22 protein-coding genes, 1 pseudogene and 1 riboswitch are annotated in these 22,088 nt (G+C 63.4%); of the genes and pseudogenes, 7 read left to right on the forward strand and 16 right to left on the reverse strand.

All coding sequences use genetic code 11. The features are described 5' to 3' along the window. Positions 1 to 23: 23 nt before the first annotated feature. From LB568_RS03140 to coxB, 6 genes are all read right to left on the reverse strand, one after another. The gene (locus LB568_RS03140; RefSeq protein WP_013896655.1) at positions 24 to 902 is read right to left on the reverse strand and encodes a cytochrome c oxidase subunit 3; all 879 of its coding nucleotides are present in this window, start codon (positions 900 to 902) and stop codon (positions 24 to 26) included. Between the two features lies 1 nt (position 903). Further along, positions 904 to 1,533 carry a cytochrome c oxidase assembly protein gene (locus tag LB568_RS03145; RefSeq protein WP_013896656.1) on the reverse strand — a complete coding sequence of 210 codons (630 nt, stop codon included), beginning with the start codon at positions 1,531 to 1,533 and terminating at the stop codon, positions 904 to 906. Then, complete coding sequence (locus tag LB568_RS03150; RefSeq protein ID WP_013896657.1) at positions 1,533 to 1,697, reverse strand: hypothetical protein; 165 nt, start codon at positions 1,695 to 1,697, stop codon at positions 1,533 to 1,535. The genes LB568_RS03145 and LB568_RS03150 overlap by 1 nt, the downstream gene beginning before the upstream one ends. Further along, positions 1,694 to 2,638, reverse strand: a complete 945-nt coding sequence (locus tag LB568_RS03155) for a heme o synthase (RefSeq protein ID WP_224729030.1) — start codon at positions 2,636 to 2,638, stop codon at positions 1,694 to 1,696. The genes LB568_RS03150 and LB568_RS03155 overlap by 4 nt, the downstream gene beginning before the upstream one ends. A 76-nt stretch (positions 2,639 to 2,714) precedes the next feature. Continuing rightward, complete coding sequence (ctaD, locus tag LB568_RS03160; protein ID WP_013896659.1) at positions 2,715 to 4,367, reverse strand: cytochrome c oxidase subunit I; 1,653 nt, start codon at positions 4,365 to 4,367, stop codon at positions 2,715 to 2,717. 38 nt (positions 4,368 to 4,405) lie between these two features. Then, complete coding sequence (coxB, locus tag LB568_RS03165) at positions 4,406 to 5,305, reverse strand: cytochrome c oxidase subunit II (protein ID WP_083833404.1); 900 nt, start codon at positions 5,303 to 5,305, stop codon at positions 4,406 to 4,408. A 376-nt stretch (positions 5,306 to 5,681) separates the two neighbouring features. Here coxB and LB568_RS03170 point away from each other — a divergent pair, with 376 nt between their 5' ends. From LB568_RS03170 to LB568_RS03190, 5 genes are all read left to right on the forward strand, one after another. After that, positions 5,682 to 6,242, forward strand: coding sequence for an invasion associated locus B family protein (locus tag LB568_RS03170; RefSeq protein ID WP_224729031.1), 561 nt, complete (start codon positions 5,682 to 5,684; stop codon positions 6,240 to 6,242). Positions 6,243 to 6,417: 175 nt separating this feature from the next. Further along, the gene (gene tldD, locus LB568_RS03175; RefSeq protein ID WP_224729032.1) at positions 6,418 to 7,830 is read left to right on the forward strand and encodes a metalloprotease TldD; all 1,413 of its coding nucleotides are present in this window, start codon (positions 6,418 to 6,420) and stop codon (positions 7,828 to 7,830) included. Between the two features lie 95 nt (positions 7,831 to 7,925). Then, complete coding sequence (locus LB568_RS03180; protein ID WP_013896663.1) at positions 7,926 to 8,201, forward strand: AbrB/MazE/SpoVT family DNA-binding domain-containing protein; 276 nt, start codon at positions 7,926 to 7,928, stop codon at positions 8,199 to 8,201. Further along, a complete protein-coding gene (locus LB568_RS03185; RefSeq protein ID WP_224729033.1) occupies positions 8,188 to 8,577 on the forward strand; it encodes a type II toxin-antitoxin system VapC family toxin in 390 nt (129 codons plus the stop codon). Before LB568_RS03180 ends, LB568_RS03185 begins: the two co-directional genes overlap by 14 nt. A 209-nt stretch (positions 8,578 to 8,786) precedes the next feature. Then, complete coding sequence (locus LB568_RS03190) at positions 8,787 to 9,467, forward strand: transglutaminase-like cysteine peptidase (RefSeq protein WP_224729034.1); 681 nt, start codon at positions 8,787 to 8,789, stop codon at positions 9,465 to 9,467. 73 nt (positions 9,468 to 9,540) lie between these two features. Here LB568_RS03190 and LB568_RS03195 read toward each other — a convergent pair whose 3' ends face one another. From LB568_RS03195 to LB568_RS03205, 3 genes are all read right to left on the reverse strand, one after another. After that, on the reverse strand, positions 9,541 to 12,255 hold the full coding sequence (locus tag LB568_RS03195) for a caspase family protein (protein ID WP_224729035.1): 2,715 nt from the start codon (positions 12,253 to 12,255) through the stop codon (positions 9,541 to 9,543). Between the two features lie 169 nt (positions 12,256 to 12,424). Continuing rightward, complete coding sequence (locus tag LB568_RS03200) at positions 12,425 to 13,660, reverse strand: class I SAM-dependent RNA methyltransferase (protein WP_224729036.1); 1,236 nt, start codon at positions 13,658 to 13,660, stop codon at positions 12,425 to 12,427. Then, entirely contained in the window at positions 13,657 to 14,421 is a 765-nt protein-coding gene (locus LB568_RS03205) for a TlyA family RNA methyltransferase (RefSeq protein WP_224729037.1), read from the reverse strand. Before LB568_RS03205 ends, LB568_RS03200 begins: the two co-directional genes overlap by 4 nt. A 157-nt stretch (positions 14,422 to 14,578) precedes the next feature. Between LB568_RS03205 and LB568_RS03210 the strand changes: the two genes are divergently transcribed. Next, positions 14,579 to 14,980 carry a GFA family protein gene (locus tag LB568_RS03210; RefSeq protein ID WP_224729038.1) on the forward strand — a complete coding sequence of 134 codons (402 nt, stop codon included), beginning with the start codon at positions 14,579 to 14,581 and terminating at the stop codon, positions 14,978 to 14,980. Here the strand turns inward: LB568_RS03210 and LB568_RS03215 are convergent. The 6 genes from LB568_RS03215 to LB568_RS03240 all read right to left on the reverse strand — a co-directional run bounded on the left by LB568_RS03215 (position 14,977) and on the right by LB568_RS03240 (position 20,010). Further along, positions 14,977 to 15,264 carry a hypothetical protein gene (locus LB568_RS03215; protein WP_224729039.1) on the reverse strand — a complete coding sequence of 96 codons (288 nt, stop codon included), beginning with the start codon at positions 15,262 to 15,264 and terminating at the stop codon, positions 14,977 to 14,979. The two genes, LB568_RS03210 and LB568_RS03215, sit on opposite strands and share 4 nt — an antisense overlap. A gap of 148 nt (positions 15,265 to 15,412) precedes the next feature. After that, positions 15,413 to 17,326 (reverse strand): 1-deoxy-D-xylulose-5-phosphate synthase, encoded by a 1,914-nt coding sequence (dxs, locus tag LB568_RS03220; protein ID WP_224729040.1) that lies wholly within the window; start codon positions 17,324 to 17,326, stop codon positions 15,413 to 15,415. A gap of 101 nt (positions 17,327 to 17,427) precedes the next feature. Then, positions 17,428 to 18,348: a pirin family protein gene (locus LB568_RS03225; RefSeq protein WP_224729041.1), complete on the reverse strand. Its 921-nt coding sequence runs from the start codon at positions 18,346 to 18,348 to the stop codon at positions 17,428 to 17,430. A 40-nt stretch (positions 18,349 to 18,388) separates the two neighbouring features. After that, a complete protein-coding gene (locus LB568_RS03230) occupies positions 18,389 to 18,655 on the reverse strand; it encodes a DUF2277 domain-containing protein (protein WP_010914875.1) in 267 nt (88 codons plus the stop codon). 173 nt (positions 18,656 to 18,828) lie between these two features. Continuing rightward, positions 18,829 to 19,080: an exodeoxyribonuclease VII small subunit gene (locus tag LB568_RS03235; RefSeq protein ID WP_013896673.1), complete on the reverse strand. Its 252-nt coding sequence runs from the start codon at positions 19,078 to 19,080 to the stop codon at positions 18,829 to 18,831. 3 nt (positions 19,081 to 19,083) lie between these two features. Then, entirely contained in the window at positions 19,084 to 20,010 is a 927-nt protein-coding gene (locus LB568_RS03240) for a histone deacetylase family protein (protein WP_013896674.1), read from the reverse strand. Between the two features lie 121 nt (positions 20,011 to 20,131). Continuing rightward, positions 20,132 to 20,312: riboswitch (cobalamin riboswitch) on the forward strand. A gap of 46 nt (positions 20,313 to 20,358) precedes the next feature. On the opposite strand from LB568_RS03240, the pseudogene bluB reads away from it, so the two are divergent. Further along, positions 20,359 to 21,018 (forward strand): annotated as a pseudogene (gene bluB / locus LB568_RS03245) (5,6-dimethylbenzimidazole synthase); the annotation flags it as partial. A gap of 86 nt (positions 21,019 to 21,104) precedes the next feature. Here bluB and LB568_RS03250 read toward each other — a convergent pair. Continuing rightward, complete coding sequence (locus tag LB568_RS03250) at positions 21,105 to 22,088, reverse strand: hypothetical protein (RefSeq protein ID WP_224729042.1); 984 nt, start codon at positions 22,086 to 22,088, stop codon at positions 21,105 to 21,107.

Consider the following 22,088-nt stretch of genomic DNA (forward strand, 5'->3'; position numbering starts at 1 on the left):
AAATCGAAATGCTAAAGACTGGGTCAGTGGCCTTCGATGACCGCGCCGACCGATCCCCAGACATAGATCGAGGCGAACAGGAACAGCCAGACCACGTCGACGAAGTGCCAGTACCAGGCGGCTGCCTCGAAGCCGAAATGCTGCTTGGGGGTGAAGTCGCCCTTCATCGCACGGATCAGGCAGACCAGCAGGAAGATGGTGCCGATGATGACATGGAAGCCATGGAAGCCGGTCGCCATGAAGAAGGTGGCGCCGTAGATGGAATCTTTGAAGCCGAACGGAGCGTGCATGTACTCGTAGGCCTGGACCATGGTGAAGAGCATGCCGAGGCCGACGGTCAGCACCAGGCCGTTGATCAGCCCCTTGCGATCGCCATGGATGAGCGAATGGTGCGCCCAGGTGACCGTGGTGCCCGACAGAAGCAGGATGACGGTGTTGTAGAGCGGCAGGTGGAAGGGATCGAGAACCTCCATGCCCTTCGGCGGCCAAACGCCACCGGTAAATGCGTGGCGCGCGTAGTTCTGTGCCTCGCCGGCAAAAAGGCTGGCGTCGAAATAGGCCCAGAACCAGGCAACGAAGAACATCACCTCCGAGGCGATGAACATGATCATGCCGTAGCGCAGGTGCAGCGACACGACCCGCGTGTGGTGGCCCTCATGCGCTTCCTTGATGGTGTCCGACCACCAGGCAAACATGGTGTAGAGGACGATCGCGATGCCGATGAAGAACAGCCACGGATTGGCAATGTTGAAGCCGAAGATCGGGAAGGAGCCGCCCTTCAAATATTCCATGAGGCAAACACCGCCGAAAGCGGTGACGAGCGCCCCTACGGATCCCAGGAAGGGCCACGGGCTCGGATCGACGAGATGATAGTCGTGATGTTGTGCGTGCGCGTCTGCCATATCAACCCCCGAGATTTTCGGTATTTGAAATTGTCTTGCTACTGCCCTTTGCCGACTCCGAGGAGGCGACCGGCTTGTTCTTCTCGATCGGGAACATCGTATAGGACAGAGTGATCGTCTTCATATCCTTCAGTTCCGGTACGTTCACAATGTCGGGGTCCACATAGAAGACGACCGGCATGTCCAGCGTCTCGCCGGGCTTCAGCGTCGTATCGGTGAAGCAGAAACACTCGACCTTGTTGAAGTACGGGCCAGCCAGTTCCGGCTGCACGTTGAAGGTGGCGCGGCCAGTAACGGGGCGGTCGAACTTGTTGGTCGCCTGGTAATGCGCCTGCACCGTCTCGCCGATCTTCATCGTCATCGAGCGCTGGACCGGCTGGAACTCCCATGGCACGCCCGCGATATTGGCGTCGAAGCGGACGGTGATTTCGCGGTCGAGCACACGGCCGGCATACTGCTTTTCGACGCGTTGCGTCGTGCCGCCATAGCCGGTCGCCTGGCAGAACATCTTGTAGAGCGGCACGGCGGCATAGGCCATGCCGATCATGCCGGTGAAGAAGGCGAGGCAGACAGCCGCAACGATGCGGTTGCTGTTCCTGCCGGCCGGCTTCCTGGATGTCCCGGCGCTCATCACATCGTGCCCAAATTGTGGCCGAACTTGATGATCGTCGCGATATAGAAAATGACGACCAGCACCGCCAGCGCCAGGCCAATGGCGACGGAACGGCTGCGCCGCGCCTTCTTCTGGCGCTCGGTCAAGGTGACCGTCTCGAGCTTTTCCTCGATCATGGTCATGCCCCACCCATGGCAAGCGCGCGTTCGACCACGCTATCGGCCAGATAGGCGGCGAAGATGGCGAAGAGATAGAGAAGCGAATAAGCGAACAAAGCCTTGGCCGGCTTCATGGCGCGGTCGTCGTCGGCCATGCCGAGCACCTTCCACGCATACCAGACAAAGCCAGCCCCGAGCAGCGCGGCGGCAACGCCATAGATCGGCGTGGTGTAGCCGAGCAGCCACGGCGACACACCAACCGGCGCAAGCACCAGCGCATAGGCGAATATCTGACGGCGGGTGGAGGCGTGGCCAGCGACATTCGGCATCATCGGGATGCCGGCGCGTTCATAGTCCTCGGACTTGAACAGCGCCAAGGCCCAGAAATGCGGCGGCGTCCACAGGAAGATGATCAGGAACAGGACGATGCTTTCGATGCTGACCGACCCGGTCACCGCGGCCCAGCCGATGACCGGCGGGATCGCACCGGCCGCGCCACCGATGACGATGTTCTGCGGTGTCCAGCGCTTCAGCCACATCGTGTAGACGACGGCATAGAAGAAGATGGTGAAAGCCAGCAGCGTCGCCGCCAGCCAGTTGGCGAGCACGCCGAGCGTCATCACCGACAGCGCCGACAGCACCAGCCCAAAGGTCAGCGCCTCGTGCGGCTGGATGCGGCCGGATGGCACCGGACGGCTGGCCGTCCTGGTCATCACCGCATCGATGTCGGCGTCGTACCACATGTTGAGCGCGCCCGAGGCACCGGCGCCGATGGCAATAGCCAGGATGGCGATCACCGCCAGCAACGGGTTGATGGTCACAGGTGCCGCGACCAGGCCGACAAAAGCCGTGAACACCACCAGGGACATGACGCGCGGCTTCAGCAGGGCGAAGAAATCGCCCGCCGTCGCTTCCGACATGCGGAAGCTGGCTTCGTCAATGCTGGTTTCGTCGACTAGGGCCATGCGTACTCAAGTCCATTATTCCGTTGGCCAAAACCGCCGGCGGGCCGGCGGTTTCGTATTCGAGCAGGCAGCCGCCTTACTTGATCTTCGGCAGCTGTTCCCACTGGTGGAAAGGCGGCGGCGAAGGCAGCTGCCATTCCAGCGTCGTTGCACCCTCGCCCCACGGATTGGCGCCGGCGATCCGCTTCTTCTGGAAGGCTTCGAACACGCCGTAGAGGAAAATCACCACGCCGACGGCCGAGATATAGGACCCGATCGACGACACGTAGTTCCAGCCGGCAAACGCATCGGGATAGTCGATGGTGCGGCGCGGCATGCCGGCGAGGCCGAGGAAATGCTGCGGGAAGAAGATCAGGTTGACGCCGACGAACGTGACCCAGAAGTGGGTGTTGGCGATCACCGGCGAGTACATGTAGCCGGTCATCTTCGGGAACCAGTAGTACCAGCCGGCGAAGATGGCGAACACCGCGCCCAGCGACAGAACGTAGTGGAAGTGGGCGATCACGAAATAGGTGTCATGCAGCGAGCGATCGAGGCCGGCATTGGCCAGCTGGACGCCGGTGACGCCACCGATGGTGAACAGGAAGATGAAGCCCAGCGCCCACAGCATCGGCGTCTTGAACGAGATCGAACCGCCCCACATCGTAGCGATCCAGGAGAAGATCTTCACGCCAGTCGGCACCGCGATGACCATGGTGGCGAAGACGAAATAGCGCTGCGTGTCGAGCGACAGGCCGGTCGTATACATATGGTGGGCCCAGACGATGAAGCCGACGGCGCCGATCGCCACCATGGCGTACGCCATGCCGAGATAGCCGAACACCGGCTTCTTCGAGAAGGTCGAGACGATATGGCTGATGATGCCGAAGCCCGGCAGGATCAGAATGTAGACTTCCGGATGACCGAAGAACCAGAACAGGTGCTGGAACAGCAGCGGATCGCCGCCATTGTCCGGCGCGAAGAAAGCCGTGCCGAAATTGCGGTCGGTGAGCAGCATGGTGATGCCGCCAGCCAGGACCGGCAGGGACAACAGCAGCAGGAAGGCGGTGACAAGCACCGACCACGCGAACAGCGGCATCTTGTGCAACGTCATGCCGGGAGCGCGCATGTTGAAGATGGTGGTGATGAAGTTGATGGCGCCGAGGATCGACGAGGCACCGGCGATGTGGATCGACAGGATCGCCAGATCCATGGCCGGCCCCGGCTGGCCCGAGGTCGACAGCGGCGGATAAAGCGTCCAGCCGCCGCCGACGCCATAGGCACCCGGCGCGCTCGGCACGAACATCGAGGTGAGCAGCAGGATGAAGGCCGGCGGCAGCAGCCAGAAGGAGATGTTGTTCATGCGCGGGAACGCCATGTCGGGAGCGCCGATCATGATCGGCACCATCCAGTTGGCGAAACCGCCGATGAGGGCGGGCATGACCATGAAGAAGATCATGATCAGCGCGTGCGCGGTGGCAAAGGCGTTGTACATGCTCTTGCCGCCGTCGACCGCGGCGTCACCGTTCATGCCGTAGACCATCTGCGCCAGCCCGCTGAAGATCTGGATGCCAGGCTCCTGCAGCTCCATGCGGATCGCAACCGACAGCGCGCCGCCGATGATGCCAGCCATGATCGCGAAGATCAGGTAGAGCGTACCGATGTCCTTGTGGTTGGTCGAATAAACCCAGCGCACCCAGCCGTGATAAGGCTTGTGGTCGTGCCCGTCGTGAGCTGCAGCGTCTGCCATGTTCGGCTCCGTTCCCTAAATCTTGCTAACCCGCGGCATCAATTGCCGGCGGCCGCTACCTTGTTCTGGCCGTCGACCTCGGCCATCAGCGTCTTGTTGGCGCCGGGCAGATCGGTCTTGGCTGCCGCCAGCCAGGTCTTGAACTGCGCATCCGAGACGACACGGATGGCGATCGGCATGAAGGCATGGTCCTTGCCGCAAAGCTGCGAGCACTGGCCATAATAAAGGCCTTCCTTCTCCGCCTTGAACCAGGTCTCATTGGTGCGTCCCGGAATGGCGTCGATCTTGATGCCGAACGACGGCATGGCGAAGGAGTGGATCACGTCGGTCGCGGTGACAAGCACTCGGGTCATCGTGTTGACCGGCACCACCAGTTCGTTGTCGACGGCGAGCAGACGCGGATAGACCTTGCGATCCTCCTTGCCTGCCTTGGCGCGATCGCCATCCTGGAGGATGGCCGAATTGAAGGAGAGCGTGTTGTCGGTCTGGTACTCGTAATCCCAGTTCCACTGGTTGCCAGTGGCCTTGACGGTCAGCTTAGCGTCTTCCGGCGGGGTGTACTGCGCGGTCAGGAGCTGGAACGAGGGAATGGCGAGGCAAAGCAGGACCACGACCGGGCCGACGGTCCATACCACTTCGATCAGCGTGTTGTGGCTGGTCTTGGAGGGGACCGGGTTCACACTCGCGCGGAATTTCACGATGCAATAGGCGAGGAGGAGCAGCACCAGAATGGTGATCGGGGCGATGAACCACATCGTGTAGTTTCCGAACCATTCGATCTGCCGCATCATGTCGGTCGCCGGCGCCTGGAAGGTCGTCTCCCATTCCACCGGCTGATCGGCCCGGGCGGATGTGCCGGCAAAAATCGTGGCAGCGGCATAAGCACTCAGAAACCTGGCACTTGCTGGAAACCTGGCGCTAGCTAGGAAATTTCTCATCGCCCTCTTCGTCTCCCAGTTCCTCGCGGCGGTGCCAACGAGAATAACGAACAATGCCGGGACGGGAATCCCGACAGTCTCAAGCTGGTTCAAACCATACTCTTTTTCCCTCCGCAAGAAAGGAGCGGCCGAAACCGTGCGGCATTTTTGCGCGCAGGCTGGCATGGCTCTTCCGGGGCAGCGGCCGCGACGACGAAACGCGTATGTTCGGCAGGCCACCCGCTTCATGTCGGCAGGACGCGGGGAGCGTCGTAATTCAGGCGAAATTGGCGGGGAAAAGCGCTGCATCGCCTGTTTCGGGACAGTTCGCGTGCGGTCTCGTCCTTTACTTGGCATTGGCGCGGCTTAAAGTGCCGTGATTCGCAATGGAGCCGTCATGAACTCTTGGCTTTCAAGACTGGGGCATACGAGACCGGCGCTTTCGAGCACCTCGGTCAAGGCCATGCTTGTCGCTGCCCTGTCGGCGGCCGGTCTGTTCGTCACCGGTCAGGCCAATGCCGCCCAGCCGAGCGGCACGGTTCGCTCGACGCATGGCGCCTGGTCGATCATCTGCGACACGCCGGCCGGCGCCACCTCGGAACAATGCGTGATGATGCAAAACGTCGTCGCCGAGGATCGTCCGGAAATGGGCCTGTCGGTCGTCGTGTTGCGCACCGCCGACAACAAGGCCGAGATCCTGCGTGTGCTGGCGCCGCTTGGCGTGCTTTTGCCGAACGGGCTCGGCCTCAATGTCGACGGCAAGGATATCGGGCGCGCCTATTTCGTGCGCTGTTTCCAGGACGGATGCTATGCCGAGGTCATCCTCGAAAAGCCGCTGCTCGATACGCTGAAGACCGGCACATCGGCGACGTTCATCGTCTTCCAGACGCCTGAGGAAGGCATCGGCATCCCGGTAGACCTCAAGGGTTTCGCCGACGGTTTTGCCGCGCTGCCCTGATCCCGGCCCCTTGCACAGAACCGTGAGTGTGACGCGGTTTTCATGACCAGAAAGCGGCGCCCGCATCGAGCGGACGCTGTCATTCGGCGACGTGGATCTCCATTGCCGATTGTCTCGGCGCAGCTTCACGCCTACATCGGGGGGAAGCAGCAATCTTCCCACGAATGGACGCGCCATGAACAGCCTGATCGGCCAATTCGACATTTCAGACGATCGCATCAAGCAGATCGTCGCCGAGACCATCAACGGCGCCGATGACGGCGAACTGTTCCTCGAATACAGCGAGAGCGAAGCGCTGATGTTCGACAATGGCCGGCTGAAAACGGCCAATTTCAACACCGACCAGGGCTTTGGCCTGCGCGCGGTCGCGGGTGAAGCCAGCGGCTATGCCCATTCGAGCGACCTGTCCGAGGCCTCGCTGCTGCGTGCGGCGGATGCCGTCTCGACCGTCAAGGGCGGCTATTCCGGCACGCTTGCCGCCGCACCCGCCCGCACCAACCGCCATCTTTATGGCGAGGAGAACCCGATCCCCTCGCCTTCCTTCGAGGCCAAGGCAAAGCTGCTGCAGGAAATCGACGCCTGGCTGCGGGCCGAGGATCCGCGCGTGCGCCAGGTGACCGCCTCGCTCGCCGCCTCCTGGCAGCATGTCGAGATCGTGCGCGCCGACGGCCAGATGGCGCGCGACATCCGGCCGCTGGTCCGCATCAACGTCTCGGTCGTGGTCGGCGATGGCGACCGCCAGGAGAGTGGCTCCTACGGTATGGGCGGGCGCAAGGCGTTCGGCGAATTCCTGATCGAGGACAGCTGGAAACACGCTGCAAAAGAGGCGCTGAGGCAAGCGCTGGTCAACCTCGAGGCGATCCCCGCCCCGGCCGGCACCTTCGACATCGTGCTCTCCAGCGGCTGGCCGGGTGTCATGCTGCACGAAGCCGTCGGCCATGGCCTTGAAGGCGACTTCAACCGCAAGAAGACCTCGGCCTTCGCCGGCCTGTTGGGCCAGCAGGTCGCCGCCAAGGGCGTCACCGTCGTCGATGACGGCACGATCCCCGAACGCCGCGGCTCGCTCACCGTCGACGACGAAGGCACGCCTTCGGCCCGCAACGTGCTGATCGAGGACGGCAGACTGGTCGGCTACATGCAGGATCGCCAGAACGCCCGGCTGATGGGCATGAAGGCAACCGGCAACGGCCGGCGCGAAGGCTACGCGCACCAGCCGATGCCGCGCATGACCAACACCTACATGACCGCGGGCGACATGGAGCCCGACGAGATCATCGCCTCGGTCAAGAACGGCATCTACGCCGTCTCGTTCGGCGGCGGCCAGGTCGACATCACGTCCGGGAAATTCGTGTTCGGCTGCACCGAGGCCTACCTGATCGAAAACGGCAAGGTAACGCAGCCGATCAAGGGGGCGATGCTGATCGGCAACGGGCCCGACGCCATGCACCGCGTCTCGATGGTGGGCAACGACATGAAGCTTGACAATGGCATCGGCATGTGCGGCAAGGCCGGACAAGGCGTGCCGGTCGGCGTCGGCCAGCCGCATCTCAGGATGAACCAGATGACGGTCGGCGGCACCCGGGTTTGAGGGCGGGCGCCGTTTCACGATCCCGATGGGCTTTCAGGGCTTGAATTCGGCTCGGTCGCGATCTATCTTACCTTTGCCTTACAAGGTGAGCCACAATGGCCGCTTCCGAAAAACTCACAACGACTGTCTCGACCAAGGGACAAGTCATCCTGCCCAGTGCAATCCGGAAGCGGAGGGATTGGGGTGCCGGAACGCGCCTGCAGGTCGAGGACACACCGGAGGGTGTCCTTTTGAAGCCTGCGCCAGCTTTTGCCGAGACGCGCCCAGAAGACGTGTTTGGTTCCCTGCCCCACAGCGGCAAACCGAAGACGCTGGAAGAAATGGACGCGGGCGTGCTTGCCGAGGCGCGGCGACGCCATGCTCGCGATTGATACCAATGTCATCGTTCGTTACCTGACGAGCGACCATCCGCAGCAATCGCCGCGCGCCCGAGAGCTGATCGACGGTCAGTCGGTCTTTGTCACCATCACGGTGATCCTGGAAGTCGAATGGGTGCTGCGCAGTGCCTATGGTTTCGGACAGGCCGAAGTCGTGCGGGCTCTGCGGGCGTTCGGCGGGCTCCCAACTGTCGAGATGGAGGATGCCATGACCGTCTCATCCGCCCTCGATCTGGCCGAGACGGGGATAGATTTCGCGGATGCACTGCATCTCGGCAAGTCGGCGCATTGCTCGGGATTTGCCACCTTCGACCGCAAACTCGTCAAGTCTGCTCGGGCTGCAGGGCATGGCGGCGTGCAAGAGGCGTAGAGCGGTTCACCGTTTCACGGAGACGTCGAACCGCTCTAACTCTTTGTTTTGGCGCAATTCCGGACGGAAAACCGTTTCACACTTTTCCTGGAATTGCTCTGGCGGCCTCCGAACACGATCGTGTTAGCAAATTATTAATTGTTCAATTGCCTTGGCCGGCGTTTCCGCATTAACTCGTCGCCAATCTTCTCGTTGCGGTGGTGTTGGCAGTGCTGCGTTCCCCTGGCATCCTGACCTCTTCCTTCCTTCTGGGCCTTGCTTCGTTGATCGGTGCGACATCGCTATCTGTCGACCCCTCCGCGGCGCAGTCGACATTGTTCAAGCGGCCGTCGGTTCCGGCCATGAAGGCGAAGCCGATCGCGATCGACCTGCGCTCCGCCGCCGTTGGAGGACGCACCAGCGTTCCCTACGGCTGGGTCGATTTCTGCCATCGCAGACCGAAAGAATGCAAGGTGCCCGCCCTGCCGGCCACGAGCGTCAAGCTGACCGCGCAGAACCTGCGTATCCTCAAGCGGATAAACCAAAAGGCGAACCGCGCCATCAAGCCAGTCAGCAACTACGAACACTGGGGCACGATGATGGACCACTGGGATTATCCGGTGGACGGCAAGGGCGACTGCAAGATCTACGCCCTCTACAAGCGCAAGCTTCTCATGGAAGCGGGATTTCCCCGGCAGGCGCTGCTGATGACGGTGGTGCGCGACCTGCACAATGAAGGCCACACTATCCTGACGGTGAAAACCGACAGGGGCGATCTCGTCCTGGACAATTTGGCCGATGAAATCCGGCCCTGGAACGCGACCGGCTATTATTTCCTGAAACGCCAGTCGCAGCAGAACCCGAACATCTGGATGTCGATCAACCAGCGCGGCGGCACTCCGAAAACCTGACGTGTCGCCAGGCTCTCAGACCGAGCAGCCGAACTATGCGCGTTTTCCTGGAAATGCTTCCGCTGCGACCAGCCTACTGGTTGCAGGACGGCTCGCCCTCTTGCCCGCAAGATAGCTTCTTCTTGGACTCCTGCGGCTGCGGCAGGCGCTGCTCCTGCATCTGAGGTTTCGGCTGCTCTCGGAATTCCGGCCTCGGTTCCTGTCTTTGCGGCCGCAGCACCTGCTCGTTCGGCCTTTCCGGACTGAACCGGCGCTGCGCGTTCTCGTCCGGCCTGTTGACCTTGAAGTTGCGCTGGACGTCGACCTCGCCACCGGCGGACCCTTCTTCGTTCTGCAGCCCGCGGAACTTCCTGCCCCTGTCGCTCCTGTTGGCCAAACCTTGATCGCCCGGTTCGACGATGGACTGGCCGGGAGACAGATCCCTGCGCATCAGCTTCCTCGGCCTGCCGTTGTTCCGCTCGGAGAACACGTCCGGATTGTTGTTCCTGAACCGCTCCTCAACGCGCGGCCGGTTCTCGGCCGGCATACCGTTGACGGTCGGCAGTTTGCGGAATTTCCTGCCCTTTTTGGTTGCGCTCGAGCCCTGATCACCCGATTCGAAAACAGAGCGGCCGGCGGACAGGTCCTTGCGCCTCAGCTTCTTCGGCCTGCCGCTGCTCTCATCGGAGAAGGCGTTCGGATTGTTCTTCCGGAACTTCTCCCGCGCGCTCGGCTGGTTCTCGTCCGGCATGCCATTGACGGTCGGCAGCTTGCGGAGCTTGCGATTCTTGCCCTGGGCATTGCCGGCTCTGGTCTGTTCGTTGCCCTGGCCGGTAGCGGCGGCGCCGGCGTTTCCAGTGGCCTGCTGGTTGTTGCCACCCGCCGCGCCCCGCCCGCTCAAACGCTTCCCTGACTTGTCGCCAGGCAGGTTCTGGTCGCCAGGCAAGTTCTGGTCACTAGGCAAGTTCCGACCGTCGAGCGCCGGCTTGCCGCTGACGAGCGGCAGCCTTTTGCCGTTCGCTCCAGGCAGGGCATGGTCGCGCGAAAGCTTGCCCGTCGCGGACCGGGTCTCCGACTGCGTAGCAGTGCCGGACTGCTGGCCCTCGATGACGCGCTGGCCGGGCTTCGGCGGCAAGCCGCCCTGTTTTTCGCCGCCCTGTTTTTCGCCGCCCTGTTCCTGGCCGCCCAGTTGCTGATTGGTGGTCTGACGGGACATGGCCGCCTTCTTCTGCAGCGGTGGAGGCAGCGCGACCCTAGCCGCTAGCGCATCCGCGCGGGCACCAACGGCGCCTCCGGTCGTCTGCCGGCCCGTGGTGCGGCCACCCTGAACACCAGCGCTTGGCTGCGCGGCCTGATCGATGGTTTCGTTTTTGATCGTCGTGTTGATGTTGTTGATGACGGTCGTGTTGTGGATGTTGTTGAAGATGATGTCGTTCGGTGGCGGCACGATGTGGCGCGGCGGGTTGATGAACACAGGTATCGGCACGAATACGGGCGTCGGCAGGACGAAGACATCGACCGGCGGCGGCGGTGGCTCGAGCACGACGAAATCCGGCGGCGGCGGCGGCAGGAAGATCACCGTGATCGGCGGTGGCGGCGCGAAATCGAAATCGTCGAAAAAGATTACTGGACGGTCGACATAGATAATTTCCTCGGGCGGTGGTGGCGCCACGTCGTAGATGATGACGGTGAAGTTCTCCGGCGGTTCCAACTCGGCGTCGAAATGCTCCAGCCGGCGGCGCGCGTCCCAGGCATGCGGACCGCGCGCGTAACGCTCCAGATAGGACCAGTAGGCTTCAGGCGTATCCGTCATCCAGGTCTCGCGCCAGGTGATCGCCTCACGCCGGGCCGCAATGATGGCGCGCACGCGCTTGGCCATCGGATCATGCGGATAGGCGTCGAGGAAATCCTCGTAGCCGCGCATCGTGTCGCGCTCGAGGGCGGCAACATAGGCGTCATGCGCGTCGAAATCGCGGATCGGCCTGGTTCGCGCCGCCCGGGTCTCCGCGGCCGAAACCTTGGGCGGAGGAGCATCCGCGCTGCGTTCGAAGAAAACGAAAGGCGCCGTGATCTTCGAAGCGCTCCATGGCAGTTCCCCGCCTTGCGTGACCTCGCTGACGCGCAGGCGCGTGCGGTCGAACACGTCCCGTAGCGACAGGCCGCCTTCGCGCATCATCTCGGCAAGCGCCTTGGCGTAGGCTCCGTAGGGTCCTTTGCCCTCCGGCGCGACGGTTCCCGGAGCGGCGTTGAAGGCGATCAGCATGTTCGGATCGGGATCGACCAAGGCAAGGCCACCGGCCAGCGGCTCCTTCCACTTCGGGAAGGGGTTTGGCCGCGCCGCGTCGAGCACGACGATATTGACCTTGGCCGGCAACCCGGACAACGGCCTGGTGATATCGGAAATCCGCATCGCCTGAAGCGGGATATCGTTTGGATTGGCGATCTGAGCATCGACCGGCAGGAAGTAGTTCTCGCCCTCGAACTGCACGCCATGGCCCGCGAGATAAACGAAAACGACGGCGTCGGGACCGGCGGCGGACACCTTGCCCATGAAATCCCGGAACGCGCCGCGTAGCGAGTCCTGATCCACGTCACGCGCGCCGACCACGTCGAACCCAGCGGCCTGCAATGTCTGCGCGATCAGGCCGGCGTCATTGGCGGCCGTCGCGAGCTCTCCGGTCTTGTAGGCGCCATTGCCGATGACGAAGGCCAGCCGCTTTTCACCTTGCGCCAGCGCCCCGGTTGCGGCGGTGACCGCGAAAAAAATGAGAACGACGACGAGACCAAGGAATTTCTGAAGCGTCCGCATTGCAATCCGCAATCCGCTATCCGTCGTCCCTTCAGCCTGACAACGCCGGAGGGGTCGCAATGTTTCCCGAACCGGGCGAAAATAGAGAGACGCAACGCGGCGGCTTTGGGGCGCAATTTCGTCGAAAGAGCACAGGCTTCACAAATTTCCGCGAGCCAGCGGCATCGGACTACCGGCGTCGCCTCGGTTTCTCCAGCAAGGCAACCGCCTCGACATGCGGCGACCACAGGAACTGGTCGATCGGCGTCACGCTTTTCACGGCGTAGCCGCCATCGATGAGGATGCGCAGGTCGCGCGCCAGCGTCACCGGGTTGCAGGACACCGCGGCGACGTAGGCAACATCCGAGCGGGCGATCTGCTTCGACTGGTCCTCGGCGCCCGCGCGGGGCGGATCGAACACGAGGCCGTCGAAGGCGTTCAGCTCCTTGAATGTCAGCGGCCGGCGGAACAGGTCGCGGCGCTCGCCCGTCACCCGCTTCAGACCGGTCGCGAAACGCGATCCGCGGTCGAGCGCAGAAAGGGCCGCCGCATCGCCTTCCACGGCATGGACTTCCGACTTCGCGGCCAGCCTGAGCGCAAAGCTGCCGCAGCCGGCGAAAAGATCGGCGACCTTCTTGGCACGCTTCAGATGGGCGCCGACAATATCGGCCATGGTCTGTTCGGCTGCCTCGGTAGCCTGCAGGAAGGCGCCGGGCGGCACGGCAACCGCGACGCTGCCGAACATGACCACGGGCTTCCGCGGTTCGATGATGATCTCGTCATCGATGGACAGTCTGGCAAAGCCTTGCGCCATGACGAAATTGGAGGCGATGCGGCGCTGGTTCTCGCCGAGCTTGCCGGATTCATGCGCGGCGACGTCGAGGCCGGAACCGGTCACGGTCACCGCCATCCGGAACGATTTCGTGGTGGCGCAGATCAAGTCGGCGAGCGCCTTAAGCCGGTCGAGCGCGCCGACGATCTCGGGCAGCGAAATCGGACATTCGGATATGGAAATGATTTCCGGCGACAGATGGCGATTGAAGCCGAGCAGCATGCCTGTCTCGGTGCGCCGGGCGGCAAGCACCACACGACGGCGCGTGTGCGGCGCGCAGGCGACCAGTTCGCCGATGTCGCAATCGATGCCCTTCAGGGCGTGGACCACCTTGTCGCGTTTCCATTGGCGATAGGCCGCGGCCTCGAAATGCTGAAGGGCGCAACCGCCGCATTCGGTGAAATGGCGGCAGGCGGGATCGATGCGCAGCGGCGAGACCTCCAGCACCGCCATCAGCATGGCGCGATCCCTTTCGCGCGCGGCGGTGACGGTTTCACCGGGCAGCGTGAAGGGAATGAACAGATCGCCGCTTTCGGTTTCGGCGATGCCGTCGCCCTGGGCGCCAAGCTTTTTGATGGTGAAGCGCGCGCTCATCGATCCTTGACCCCACCGAGCAGGAATTCGCGGTTGCCGTCGCCGCCTTCGATCGGCGACAGATGCAGGCCGAGCGAGCGCCAGCCGGGAACGGCGTCGAGCCAATCCTGCAGCAGGCCGGCGACACGGGCAGCGTCGAAGGGATCTTTCAACAGGCCGCCCTTACCGATCGCCTCGCGACCCGCCTCGAATTGCGGCTTGACCAAAAAGATCGCCCTGGCACCGGGTTTCGCAATGGCAAGTGCCGGGGGCAGTGCGAGTTTCAGCGAGATGAAGCTGACATCGGAGACGATGAAATCCGGAATCCTGCCGGCAAGATCGGCGATGGTGAGATCGCGGGCGTTCAGCCCCTCGACGACCGTGACGCGCGAATCCCCGGCGATATCGGGATGCATCTGGCCGTGACCGACGTCGATCGCCGTGACATGGGATGCGCCGCGCTCGAGCAGCACCTGGGTGAAGCCGCCGGTCGAGGCGCCGACGTCCAGCGCCTCGCTTCCAGCGGGGTCGAGGCCGAAATGGTCAAGCCCGCCGAGCAACTTCAGCGCCGCGCGCGACACATAGCCTTGCGCCGGATCATCGATGGTCACAAGAGATTGCAGCGAAACGTTCTGACCGGGCTTGCGTGCGACAACACCGTCGACCGTCACCGTGCCGCGCTCGACCGCATCACGGGCACGCGAACGGCTGGCAAACAGCCCGCGCTGGACGAGCAGGTCGTCGAGCCGCTGGCGGGCGCTGGCTGGCAGAGGCGAATTCATTGGCCTTCATGGCGAAAGCCGGCAGCGAAGGCAAGGACATTGGACAAGGAAGTGCGGTGAACGCATCGCGCCACGTCGCGGCTTGCATGCATCGCATCAGGTCCGGCAAAATGGTGGTCGAGGAGAGCTGTCGTCGAAACATCCCGGGGGAGAACGAATGCTGACAGGAACTTGCCACTGTGGCGCAACTCACTGGACCCTGGAAGGCGATCCCGGACCGATCACGGCCTGCAACTGCACGCTTTGCCGTCGCTACGGCGTGCTTTGGGCCTATGACTATGTCGACGAACGTATCCGCGTATCGGGACCGGCGGGCAGCTATACGCGCGCCGGAAAGAACACGCCATCGCTCGAAATCCTGTTCTGCCCGACCTGCGCCTGCGTGCTGGCCTGGCGCGGACTGCGCGCGGGTGCCTCCGGGCGAATGCGCATCGCAGTCAATGTGCGGCTGGCGCCGCCAGAGGCAGTCGCCGACTTGCCGATCGACCATTTCGACGGCCTCGACACTTTTGAGGACCTGCCGCGAGACGGCCGCTGCGTACGCGATATGTGGTTCTAGAATATGGTGCGGGGCACTTGCCGGTCGACAGCTGGAGACAGGCCGTCGCCCCGCCCCCCTGAAGCTTGTTCACGCGGATGCTCAGCCGGGGGCGCAGGCGCGGGGTCCGGCACGACCACCAATTGCGGCACCTGCCTGTAGGAAAAGCCGCCCCTGATATCGCCCATCTTGCCGGCGACAATGCCCACCGCCGCCTTTTCGAGATTGCGGTCATAGCTTGTCTCGGCCGCCGCGGGTGCCGCGATGACGGCCAGAAAAGCCGCGCCACACAGAAGCGTCTTCATTCCCATTGTCTCCCTGCCTGGATCCGATGTAGCAGGGCGCCGTTGAAAAACGGCTAGGAGACACGGTAAGCAAAACGCCAAACGACAGTGTTAACAATGGGTTATGAAATCAGGCCGGCAAACCGATTCAAGCGCTTGAGGTTTTGATTCAGGCGCGCTGGGCGTGGGCTGTATGGCCGAGCGCAGTGAACACGGTGCGCACGATGCCGTCGGCGTCAAGGCCGGCGTCAGCATACATCTTTTCCGGCTTGGCGTGGTCGGTGAAGGCGTCGGGCAGCACCAGCGGGCGCACCTTGAGGCCGCTTTCCAGCAATCCTTCATGGGCGAGGAACTGCAGCACGTGGCTGGCGAAGCCGCCCACTGCTCCCTCCTCCACCGTCACCAGAACCTCGTGCGAGCGGGCGAGCCGCCGGATCAGATTCTGGTCGAGCGGCTTGGCGAAACGGGCGTCGGCAACGGTGGTGGAAAGCCCCGCCGCCCCGAGTTCCTCCGCGGCGATCAGGCAATCCTGCAAACGCGTGCCGAAGGACAGCAGGGCGACCTTGGTGCCTTCCCTGACAATGCGGCCCTTGCCGATCTCAAGAACCGAGCCGCGCTCTGGCATATCGACGCCGACGCCGTTGCCGCGCGGATAGCGGAAGGCGATCGGGCCATCATCATAGCTCGCCGCGGTGCGGACCATGTGGCGCAGCTCCGCTTCGTCGGCCGCCGCCATCACGACGAAACCCGGCAGGCTTGCCAGGAAGGTGGTGTCGAAAGCGCCGCAATGGGTGGCGCCGTCGGCGCCGACGAAGCCGGCGCGGTCGATGGGGAAACGCACCGGCAATTTCTGGATCGCGACGTCGTGGACGACCTGGTCGTAGGCGCGCTGCAGGAAGGTCGAATAGATCGCCGCGAACGGCTTGTAGCCTTCGGTGGCGAGGCCGGCCGCGAAGGTGACCGCATGCTGCTCGGCAATGCCGACATCGAAGGTCCTGGCCGGGAACGCCTCGCCGAACAGGTCGAGGCCGGTGCCGCCCGGCATGGCGGCGGTGACGGCGACGATGCGGTCGTCCTCGCGGGCCTCCTGGATCAGGCTTTCGGCGAACACCTTGGTGTAGGCCGGCGCGTTGGCCGGCGCCTTGGCCTGCGTGCCGGTGATGACGTCGAACTTGTTGACGCCGTGATATTTGTCGGCGGCGGCTTCGGCCGGCGCATAGCCCTTGCCCTTCTGGGTGACGACATGGATCAGCACCGGGCCTTCGCCATTGTCGCGGACGTTCTTCAGGACCGGGATCAGATGCTCCAGATTGTGCCCGTCGATCGGGCCGATGTGATAGAAGCCGAGCTCCTCGAACAGCGTGCCGCCGGTGACGTAGCCGCGCGCATGTTCGACCGCCCGTGTGATCGCGCGGTCGGCGCGCTTGCCAAGGTAGGAGGTCAGCTTCTTGCCGAAGTCGCGCAGGCCGGCATAGGCCTTGCCCGAGGCAAGCCGCGCCAGATAGGCGCTCATGGCGCCGGTCGGCGGGGCGATCGACATGTCGTTGTCGTTGAGGATGACGATGAGCCTGGCATCGAGCGCGCCGGCATTGTTCATCGCCTCATAGGCCATGCCGGCCGACATGGCGCCGTCGCCGATGACGGCGATGACATTGTTGCGGCCGCCGGAGAGGTCGCGCGCGGCGGCCATGCCGAGGCCAGCCGATATCGATGTCGAGGAGTGGGCGGCGCCGAAGGGATCGTATTCGCTCTCGGCGCGGCGGGTGAAGCCGGACAGGCCGCCTTCCTGGCGCAGTGTGCGGATACGGTCGCGGCGGCCGGTCAGGATCTTGTGCGGATAGGCCTGGTGGCCGACATCCCAGATCAGCCGGTCATCCGGCGTGTCGAAGACATAGTGCAGCGCCACCGTCAGTTCGACCACGCCGAGGCCGGCACCCAGGTGGCCGCCGGTGCGAGACACGGCGTCGATCAGTTCGAGGCGAAGCTCGGACGCAAGCTGAGGCAGCTCGCTCTCGGCAAGCGCGCGCAGATCCGCCGGAATGCGGACCTTGTCGAGAAGCGGCGTCTGCGGCGTTGCGTTCACGGGTGCTCGGACTTTCTGTTCAACGGCGGGATAGGCCGCCGGCCGGCGAAAGTAAATGCGTGTCAGCGACGCGGATCAATCAGGCCCCTCGCCGATCCTCTTCAGCCTTCCGGCAACGGAATAAACTCTTCCTCATCTCCTGGAACGATATCGAAGCGGCCCGTCTTCCATTCCTGCTTGGCCTGTTCGATGCGCTCCTTGGACGACGAAACGAAATTCCACCAGATATACCGCTTAGAACCGAGCGAGGCGCCGCCGAACAGCATGAAATGCGCACCGGTTTGGGACGATACGATGATCTCGTCACCGGGCCGGAACACCAGCAGCCGTTCGGCCGGGAAGACGTCGCCTGAAATCGAGACCTCGCCTTCAAGCGTATAGACGGCGCGTTCTTCCGCATCGGCCGGGATTTTCACGCTGGCGCCCGGCGCTAGCCTGAGATCGGCGTAGAGCGTCTCGGAGTCGGTCCGCACCGGGGAGCGCAGTCCCTGGAAGTCGCCGATGACAATGCGGCCGCTGACACCTTCGGCGTCGATGTCGGGAAGCCGCAAGACAGCGGTGTTCTCGAACACCGGCGCCACCTCTTCCTTGTCGTCGGGCAGCGCCAGCCATGTCTGCAGGCCAGAGATCGACATCGGCGCGCCGCGCAGTTCTTCCGGCGTGCGCTCGGAGTGCACGATGCCGCGGCCGGCGGTCATAAGGTTCACGTCGCCGGGCTGGATCACCATTTCGGTGCCGAGGGAATCGCGATGCCGGATCTTGCCGTCGAACAGATAGGTCACCGTCGACAGGCCGATATGCGGATGCGGACGGACGTCGAGCGCCTGGCCGGCGCGCAGGATGGCGGGACCCATGCGGTCGAAGAAGATGAACGGACCAACCAGCCGCCGCTTGGCGGTCGGCAAGGCGCGGCGTACTTCAAAGCCGCCAATGTCCTTGGCGTTCGGGATGACCATCAGCTCGATCTGGTCGCTGGCAAAGGCGTCGCCGGCTTCAGGGTCTTTCCCTGGGAAGAAGCTCATGAACTCTCCTTGTCAGCGGCCAAGGACCGCCTTGGCCACATCAGGCGAAGCGGATCGCCGCCTTTGCCCGCAGTTTGGCCGCAACCTCTTCGCGATTGCGCGGATGCTGGTTGGTTTCGAGCGAATCGAGAAGCTCGCGCGCCGATGCCGCTATGGCTTCGACCGCATGGTCGAACGCATGCTGGTTCTGCTTCGAGGGCCGCGTCGTCCCGCTCAGCTTGCGGACGAACTGAAGTGCCGCGTCGCGGACTTCGTCGTTGGTTGCCGGCGGATCAAAATTGAACAGGGTCTTGATGTTTCTGCACATCGCTTCCGTATCTCCTCTTGTCCTGGAGCCGTTTCAATCGGGACGAACTCTATCCTCAGTCATGATCGTGTCCAAAAACCGGTGAGACCGCGCTCCAAGAGCGGTTCACCCTATCTCTTTGTTTTAACGCAATTCCGGACGGAAAACCGTCTCACACTTTTCCTGGAATTGCTCTAGTCCGCGTCGAGCGGCTCCGTCCCGACTGGCTTGCCGTCGCGCGACAGCCTGATCTTCTCGACCTTGTCCTCGGCGGCCTTCAGCAGCCGGTCGCAATGCACCTTCAACGCCTCGCCGCGCTCATAGATCTTGATCGACTGGTCGAGCGGTACGTCGCCGCGCTCCAGATCATCGACGATCTTCTCCAGCGCGTCGAGTGCCTGTTCGAAGCTCATCGCCTTGACGTCTTCGTTGGTCTCACCAGCCATCATTCATCCTTTCATCAGTCGCCCGACATGGGCGGCGACCGAAAATGCCAATCCCTGCAGATCGTAGCCGCCCTCGAGCAGGCTGACGAGCCGGTTGCGGCTGTGGCGCGCGGCGCGCTGCATCAGCTGGCCGGTCGCCCAATCGAAATCGTCCTCGGTCAGGTTGATCTCGGCCAGCGGGTCGCGGTGGTGCGCATCGAAGCCCGCGGAAATGATGATCAAATCCGGCGCGAAATTGTCGAGCGCCGGCAGCACGCGCGACAGGAAGGCGTCGCGAAATACCTCACTGCCGGTCTGCGGCGCAAGCGGCGCGTTGACGATGTTGCCGGCGCCGGTCTCGTCCTTCGCGCCGGTGCCGGGGTAGAGCGGCATCTGATGCGTGGAGCAATAGAGCACCGAAGGATCGTCCCAGAAAATGTCCTGCGTGCCGTTGCCGTGATGCACGTCCCAGTCGACGACCGCGACGCGTTCGACGCCATGCTTCTTCTGCGCATAACGCGCGGCGATGGCCGCCGTGTTGAAGAGGCAGAAGCCCATGGCCGTGGTTTTTTCGGCATGGTGGCCAGGGGGCCGCGCTGCGACGAACACATTATCGGCGCGGCCCTCAAAGACATCGTCGACGGCCGCATTGGCGGCGCCGATCGCCGCGATCGCCGCTTGCCAGCTCTTCGGGCTGGCGGTGGTGTCGGCATCGATGCGGGCGATGCCTTGGTCAGGGATGGCGGCGCGCACGCGGGCGACGAAATCGGCGGGATGCGCGTAGAGGATGGTGGCCTCGTCACCTTCCGGCGCCTTGACACGATCGAGTGCGGCGAAGGCCTCGTCGTCGAGCACCCGCTCGATGGCGCGCAAGCGGTCCGGCCGCTCGGGGTGGCCAGGCGGCGTGATGTGTTCGAGGAAGATCGGATGCGTGTAGAGACGAGTGGCCATGCTCCCTATCTAGTGCCCCGGCGCCGCGATGGCCATGCATCGCGGCTCGATCGCTGGGGAAAATCACGCCTGCGCCCATTGGCGTCGCTGCGGGGATTGGCGCCCCGGGCGGTTCGGCGTAAGGTCGCCGGCACTGCCTGGTGCCCGCCGCAAGCGGGAGAATCGGGAACACGGTTGAATTCCGTGGCGTGCCCAACGCTGTGAGGGGGACCGCGCCGGTAAATGCCACTGTCGATGACGGGAAGGCATCGGACGCGGGTTGATCCCAAGCCAGAAGACCGGCCTGGCAGACATCGTCATCCGCATGGTCAGGCGGCTGGCATCGATAGCAATCGCAAGGGACAAGCGATGCCGGAACACATGACCGCTCCTGGTAGCGACGGATTTGACCAGATGGCGCGAGACGCGGTCTACCGCGCCATGTTCACGCGGCGTGACGTGCGCAGCCATTTCCTGCCCGACGCGCTCGACGACGAGGTGCTGGCGCGGCTGCTGCTTGCCGCCCACCACGCGCCGTCGGTCGGCTTCATGCAGCCGTGGAACTTCATCGTCATCCGCGATGCCGCACGGCGCGCGGAAGTGCGCGACCTGTTCCTCGCCGCGCGCGAACAGGAACTTCCGGCCATCGAACAGGAAAGGCAGGCGCTCTACCGCAAGCTCAAGCTGGAAGGCATCTGCGAAAGCGCGCTCAACATCTGCATCACCTGCGACCGGCAGCGGTCGAAGGGTTCGCCGCTGGGACGCTGGCACAATCCGGAAATGGACCTCTACAGCACGGTCTGCGCGGTGCAGAATTTCTGGCTGGCCGCGCGTGCCGAAGGCGTTGGCGTCGGCTGGGTCAGCATCATCGAGGCGCAAGCGCTGAAGGGCCTATTGTCCATTCCCGATCACGTGACGCCGGTCGCCTATCTCTGCGTCGGCCGGGTCTCCGAATTCGCGTCCAAACCGGACCTCGAAACGCATGGCTGGGGCCGACGCCTGCCGCTGCCCGAACTGATCATGAGCGAGACTTTTTGCGGTCAGGGCGAGGTGCGGCTCAAATCGACGGTGGCACGCCTCAACGCCGTCAATGCCGCGCCGGCAAGCCCGGCCGATCAGCGTGTCGCGCCCGCCGTATCCCAGCGCGAGCCGCCGAAGGAGGCCAGCGCCTTGTCCTTGAGTTCCCTGAATTTCGACGATGCCTCGGAGAGCCGAGCGTCCCAGGCGGGATCGGGCACCTGGCCCTCAATGGTCTTGAAATAGACCTGCATCAGGCAAGCGATGGCGAAGGGCTCGATGAAAGCCGCCTTGAACGCCCAGGCAAAGACGATGGCGAGCACGAAGGCCCAACCAGCCAGTTGCCCCGGCATGATGAAGAGAATTGCGGCGGCAGGAGCCAGCATAGCCAAGAAGATGACGAAAGAGACGCCCCACATGATGACTGCCAGCCAGACGGCGTTCTTGACCATGGTCTTGCCGTTCTGGGCGTAGAGCACCACGCCTTGGCGCGCTGTCTCGAAGGGCGAGGACGAATTGATGCGGATATTGTAGCCGAGGATGATCTCGTCGACATAGGTCAGCGATAGGCGGATCACCGTGTTGATGAAGGAGACCAGGCCGCTCAGGCCCGGAATCGGCAGGAAGGCGGCAATGCCGCCAAGCAGGCCGGTGATGGCGCGGATGCCGCCCTTGACCAATTGGTCGACGACGAAAAGGATGTTGGCCTCGGCGAACCGCTCGGTCACGACTTGCCTGGCATAGGCGATCTGGTCCTGGCCGCCGGGGACGTCCTGACCGTCGATCAGATGGACCATGACGGCGATATGGCCGGCCTTGACGACATAGAGGATGTATTCGCGGATCCAGTAGACGGCGATCGAGACGATGCCGAAGCCGACCACGCTGCCCCATAGGGCAAAGGACATCGGCCCGTCGGGATCTGTGGAGATATGGCCGACGCCATAGCCGACCGAGGCGCCGGTGCCGGTCGCCATGATGTAGGCCAGCGTGATGCCGAAATAGACGATCATGCGAAAGACAATGAAGGGCCAGGTCCGCATCATGATGGACACCGACCTGCCGATATCGAAATCCCACAT

It is taken from the genome of Mesorhizobium sp. B263B2A (assembly GCF_020165775.1).
Taxonomy (GTDB): domain Bacteria; phylum Pseudomonadota; class Alphaproteobacteria; order Rhizobiales; family Rhizobiaceae; genus Mesorhizobium; species Mesorhizobium opportunistum.

Excerpts from the sequence above, each read along its gene's own strand:
- LB568_RS03170 (WP_224729031.1), top strand. The coding sequence starts at position 5,682 with ATGAACTCTTGGCTTTCAAGACTGGGGCATACGAGACCGGCGCTTTCG.
- LB568_RS03230 (WP_010914875.1), bottom strand. The coding sequence starts at position 18,655 with ATGTGCAGAAACATCAAGACCCTGTTCAATTTTGATCCGCCGGCAACC.
- tldD (WP_224729032.1), top strand. The coding sequence starts at position 6,418 with ATGAACAGCCTGATCGGCCAATTCGACATTTCAGACGATCGCATCAAG.
- LB568_RS03155 (WP_224729030.1), bottom strand. The coding sequence starts at position 2,638 with ATGGCCCTAGTCGACGAAACCAGCATTGACGAAGCCAGCTTCCGCATG.
- LB568_RS03210 (WP_224729038.1), top strand. The coding sequence starts at position 14,579 with ATGCTGACAGGAACTTGCCACTGTGGCGCAACTCACTGGACCCTGGAA.
- LB568_RS03185 (WP_224729033.1), top strand. The coding sequence starts at position 8,188 with ATGCTCGCGATTGATACCAATGTCATCGTTCGTTACCTGACGAGCGAC.
- LB568_RS03150 (WP_013896657.1), bottom strand. The coding sequence starts at position 1,697 with ATGACCATGATCGAGGAAAAGCTCGAGACGGTCACCTTGACCGAGCGC.
- LB568_RS03140 (WP_013896655.1), bottom strand. The coding sequence starts at position 902 with ATGGCAGACGCGCACGCACAACATCACGACTATCATCTCGTCGATCCG.
- LB568_RS03240 (WP_013896674.1), bottom strand. The coding sequence starts at position 20,010 with ATGGCCACTCGTCTCTACACGCATCCGATCTTCCTCGAACACATCACG.
- LB568_RS03200 (WP_224729036.1), bottom strand. The coding sequence starts at position 13,660 with ATGAGCGCGCGCTTCACCATCAAAAAGCTTGGCGCCCAGGGCGACGGC.
- ctaD (WP_013896659.1), bottom strand. The coding sequence starts at position 4,367 with ATGGCAGACGCTGCAGCTCACGACGGGCACGACCACAAGCCTTATCAC.
- LB568_RS03145 (WP_013896656.1), bottom strand. The coding sequence starts at position 1,533 with ATGAGCGCCGGGACATCCAGGAAGCCGGCCGGCAGGAACAGCAACCGC.
- LB568_RS03250 (WP_224729042.1), bottom strand. The coding sequence starts at position 22,088 with ATGTGGGATTTCGATATCGGCAGGTCGGTGTCCATCATGATGCGGACC.
- LB568_RS03205 (WP_224729037.1), bottom strand. The coding sequence starts at position 14,421 with ATGAATTCGCCTCTGCCAGCCAGCGCCCGCCAGCGGCTCGACGACCTG.
- LB568_RS03225 (WP_224729041.1), bottom strand. The coding sequence starts at position 18,348 with ATGAGCTTCTTCCCAGGGAAAGACCCTGAAGCCGGCGACGCCTTTGCC.
- LB568_RS03215 (WP_224729039.1), bottom strand. The coding sequence starts at position 15,264 with ATGAAGACGCTTCTGTGTGGCGCGGCTTTTCTGGCCGTCATCGCGGCA.
- LB568_RS03195 (WP_224729035.1), bottom strand. The coding sequence starts at position 12,255 with ATGCGGACGCTTCAGAAATTCCTTGGTCTCGTCGTCGTTCTCATTTTT.
- coxB (WP_083833404.1), bottom strand. The coding sequence starts at position 5,305 with ATGAGAAATTTCCTAGCTAGCGCCAGGTTTCCAGCAAGTGCCAGGTTT.
- LB568_RS03235 (WP_013896673.1), bottom strand. The coding sequence starts at position 19,080 with ATGGCTGGTGAGACCAACGAAGACGTCAAGGCGATGAGCTTCGAACAG.
- LB568_RS03180 (WP_013896663.1), top strand. The coding sequence starts at position 7,926 with ATGGCCGCTTCCGAAAAACTCACAACGACTGTCTCGACCAAGGGACAA.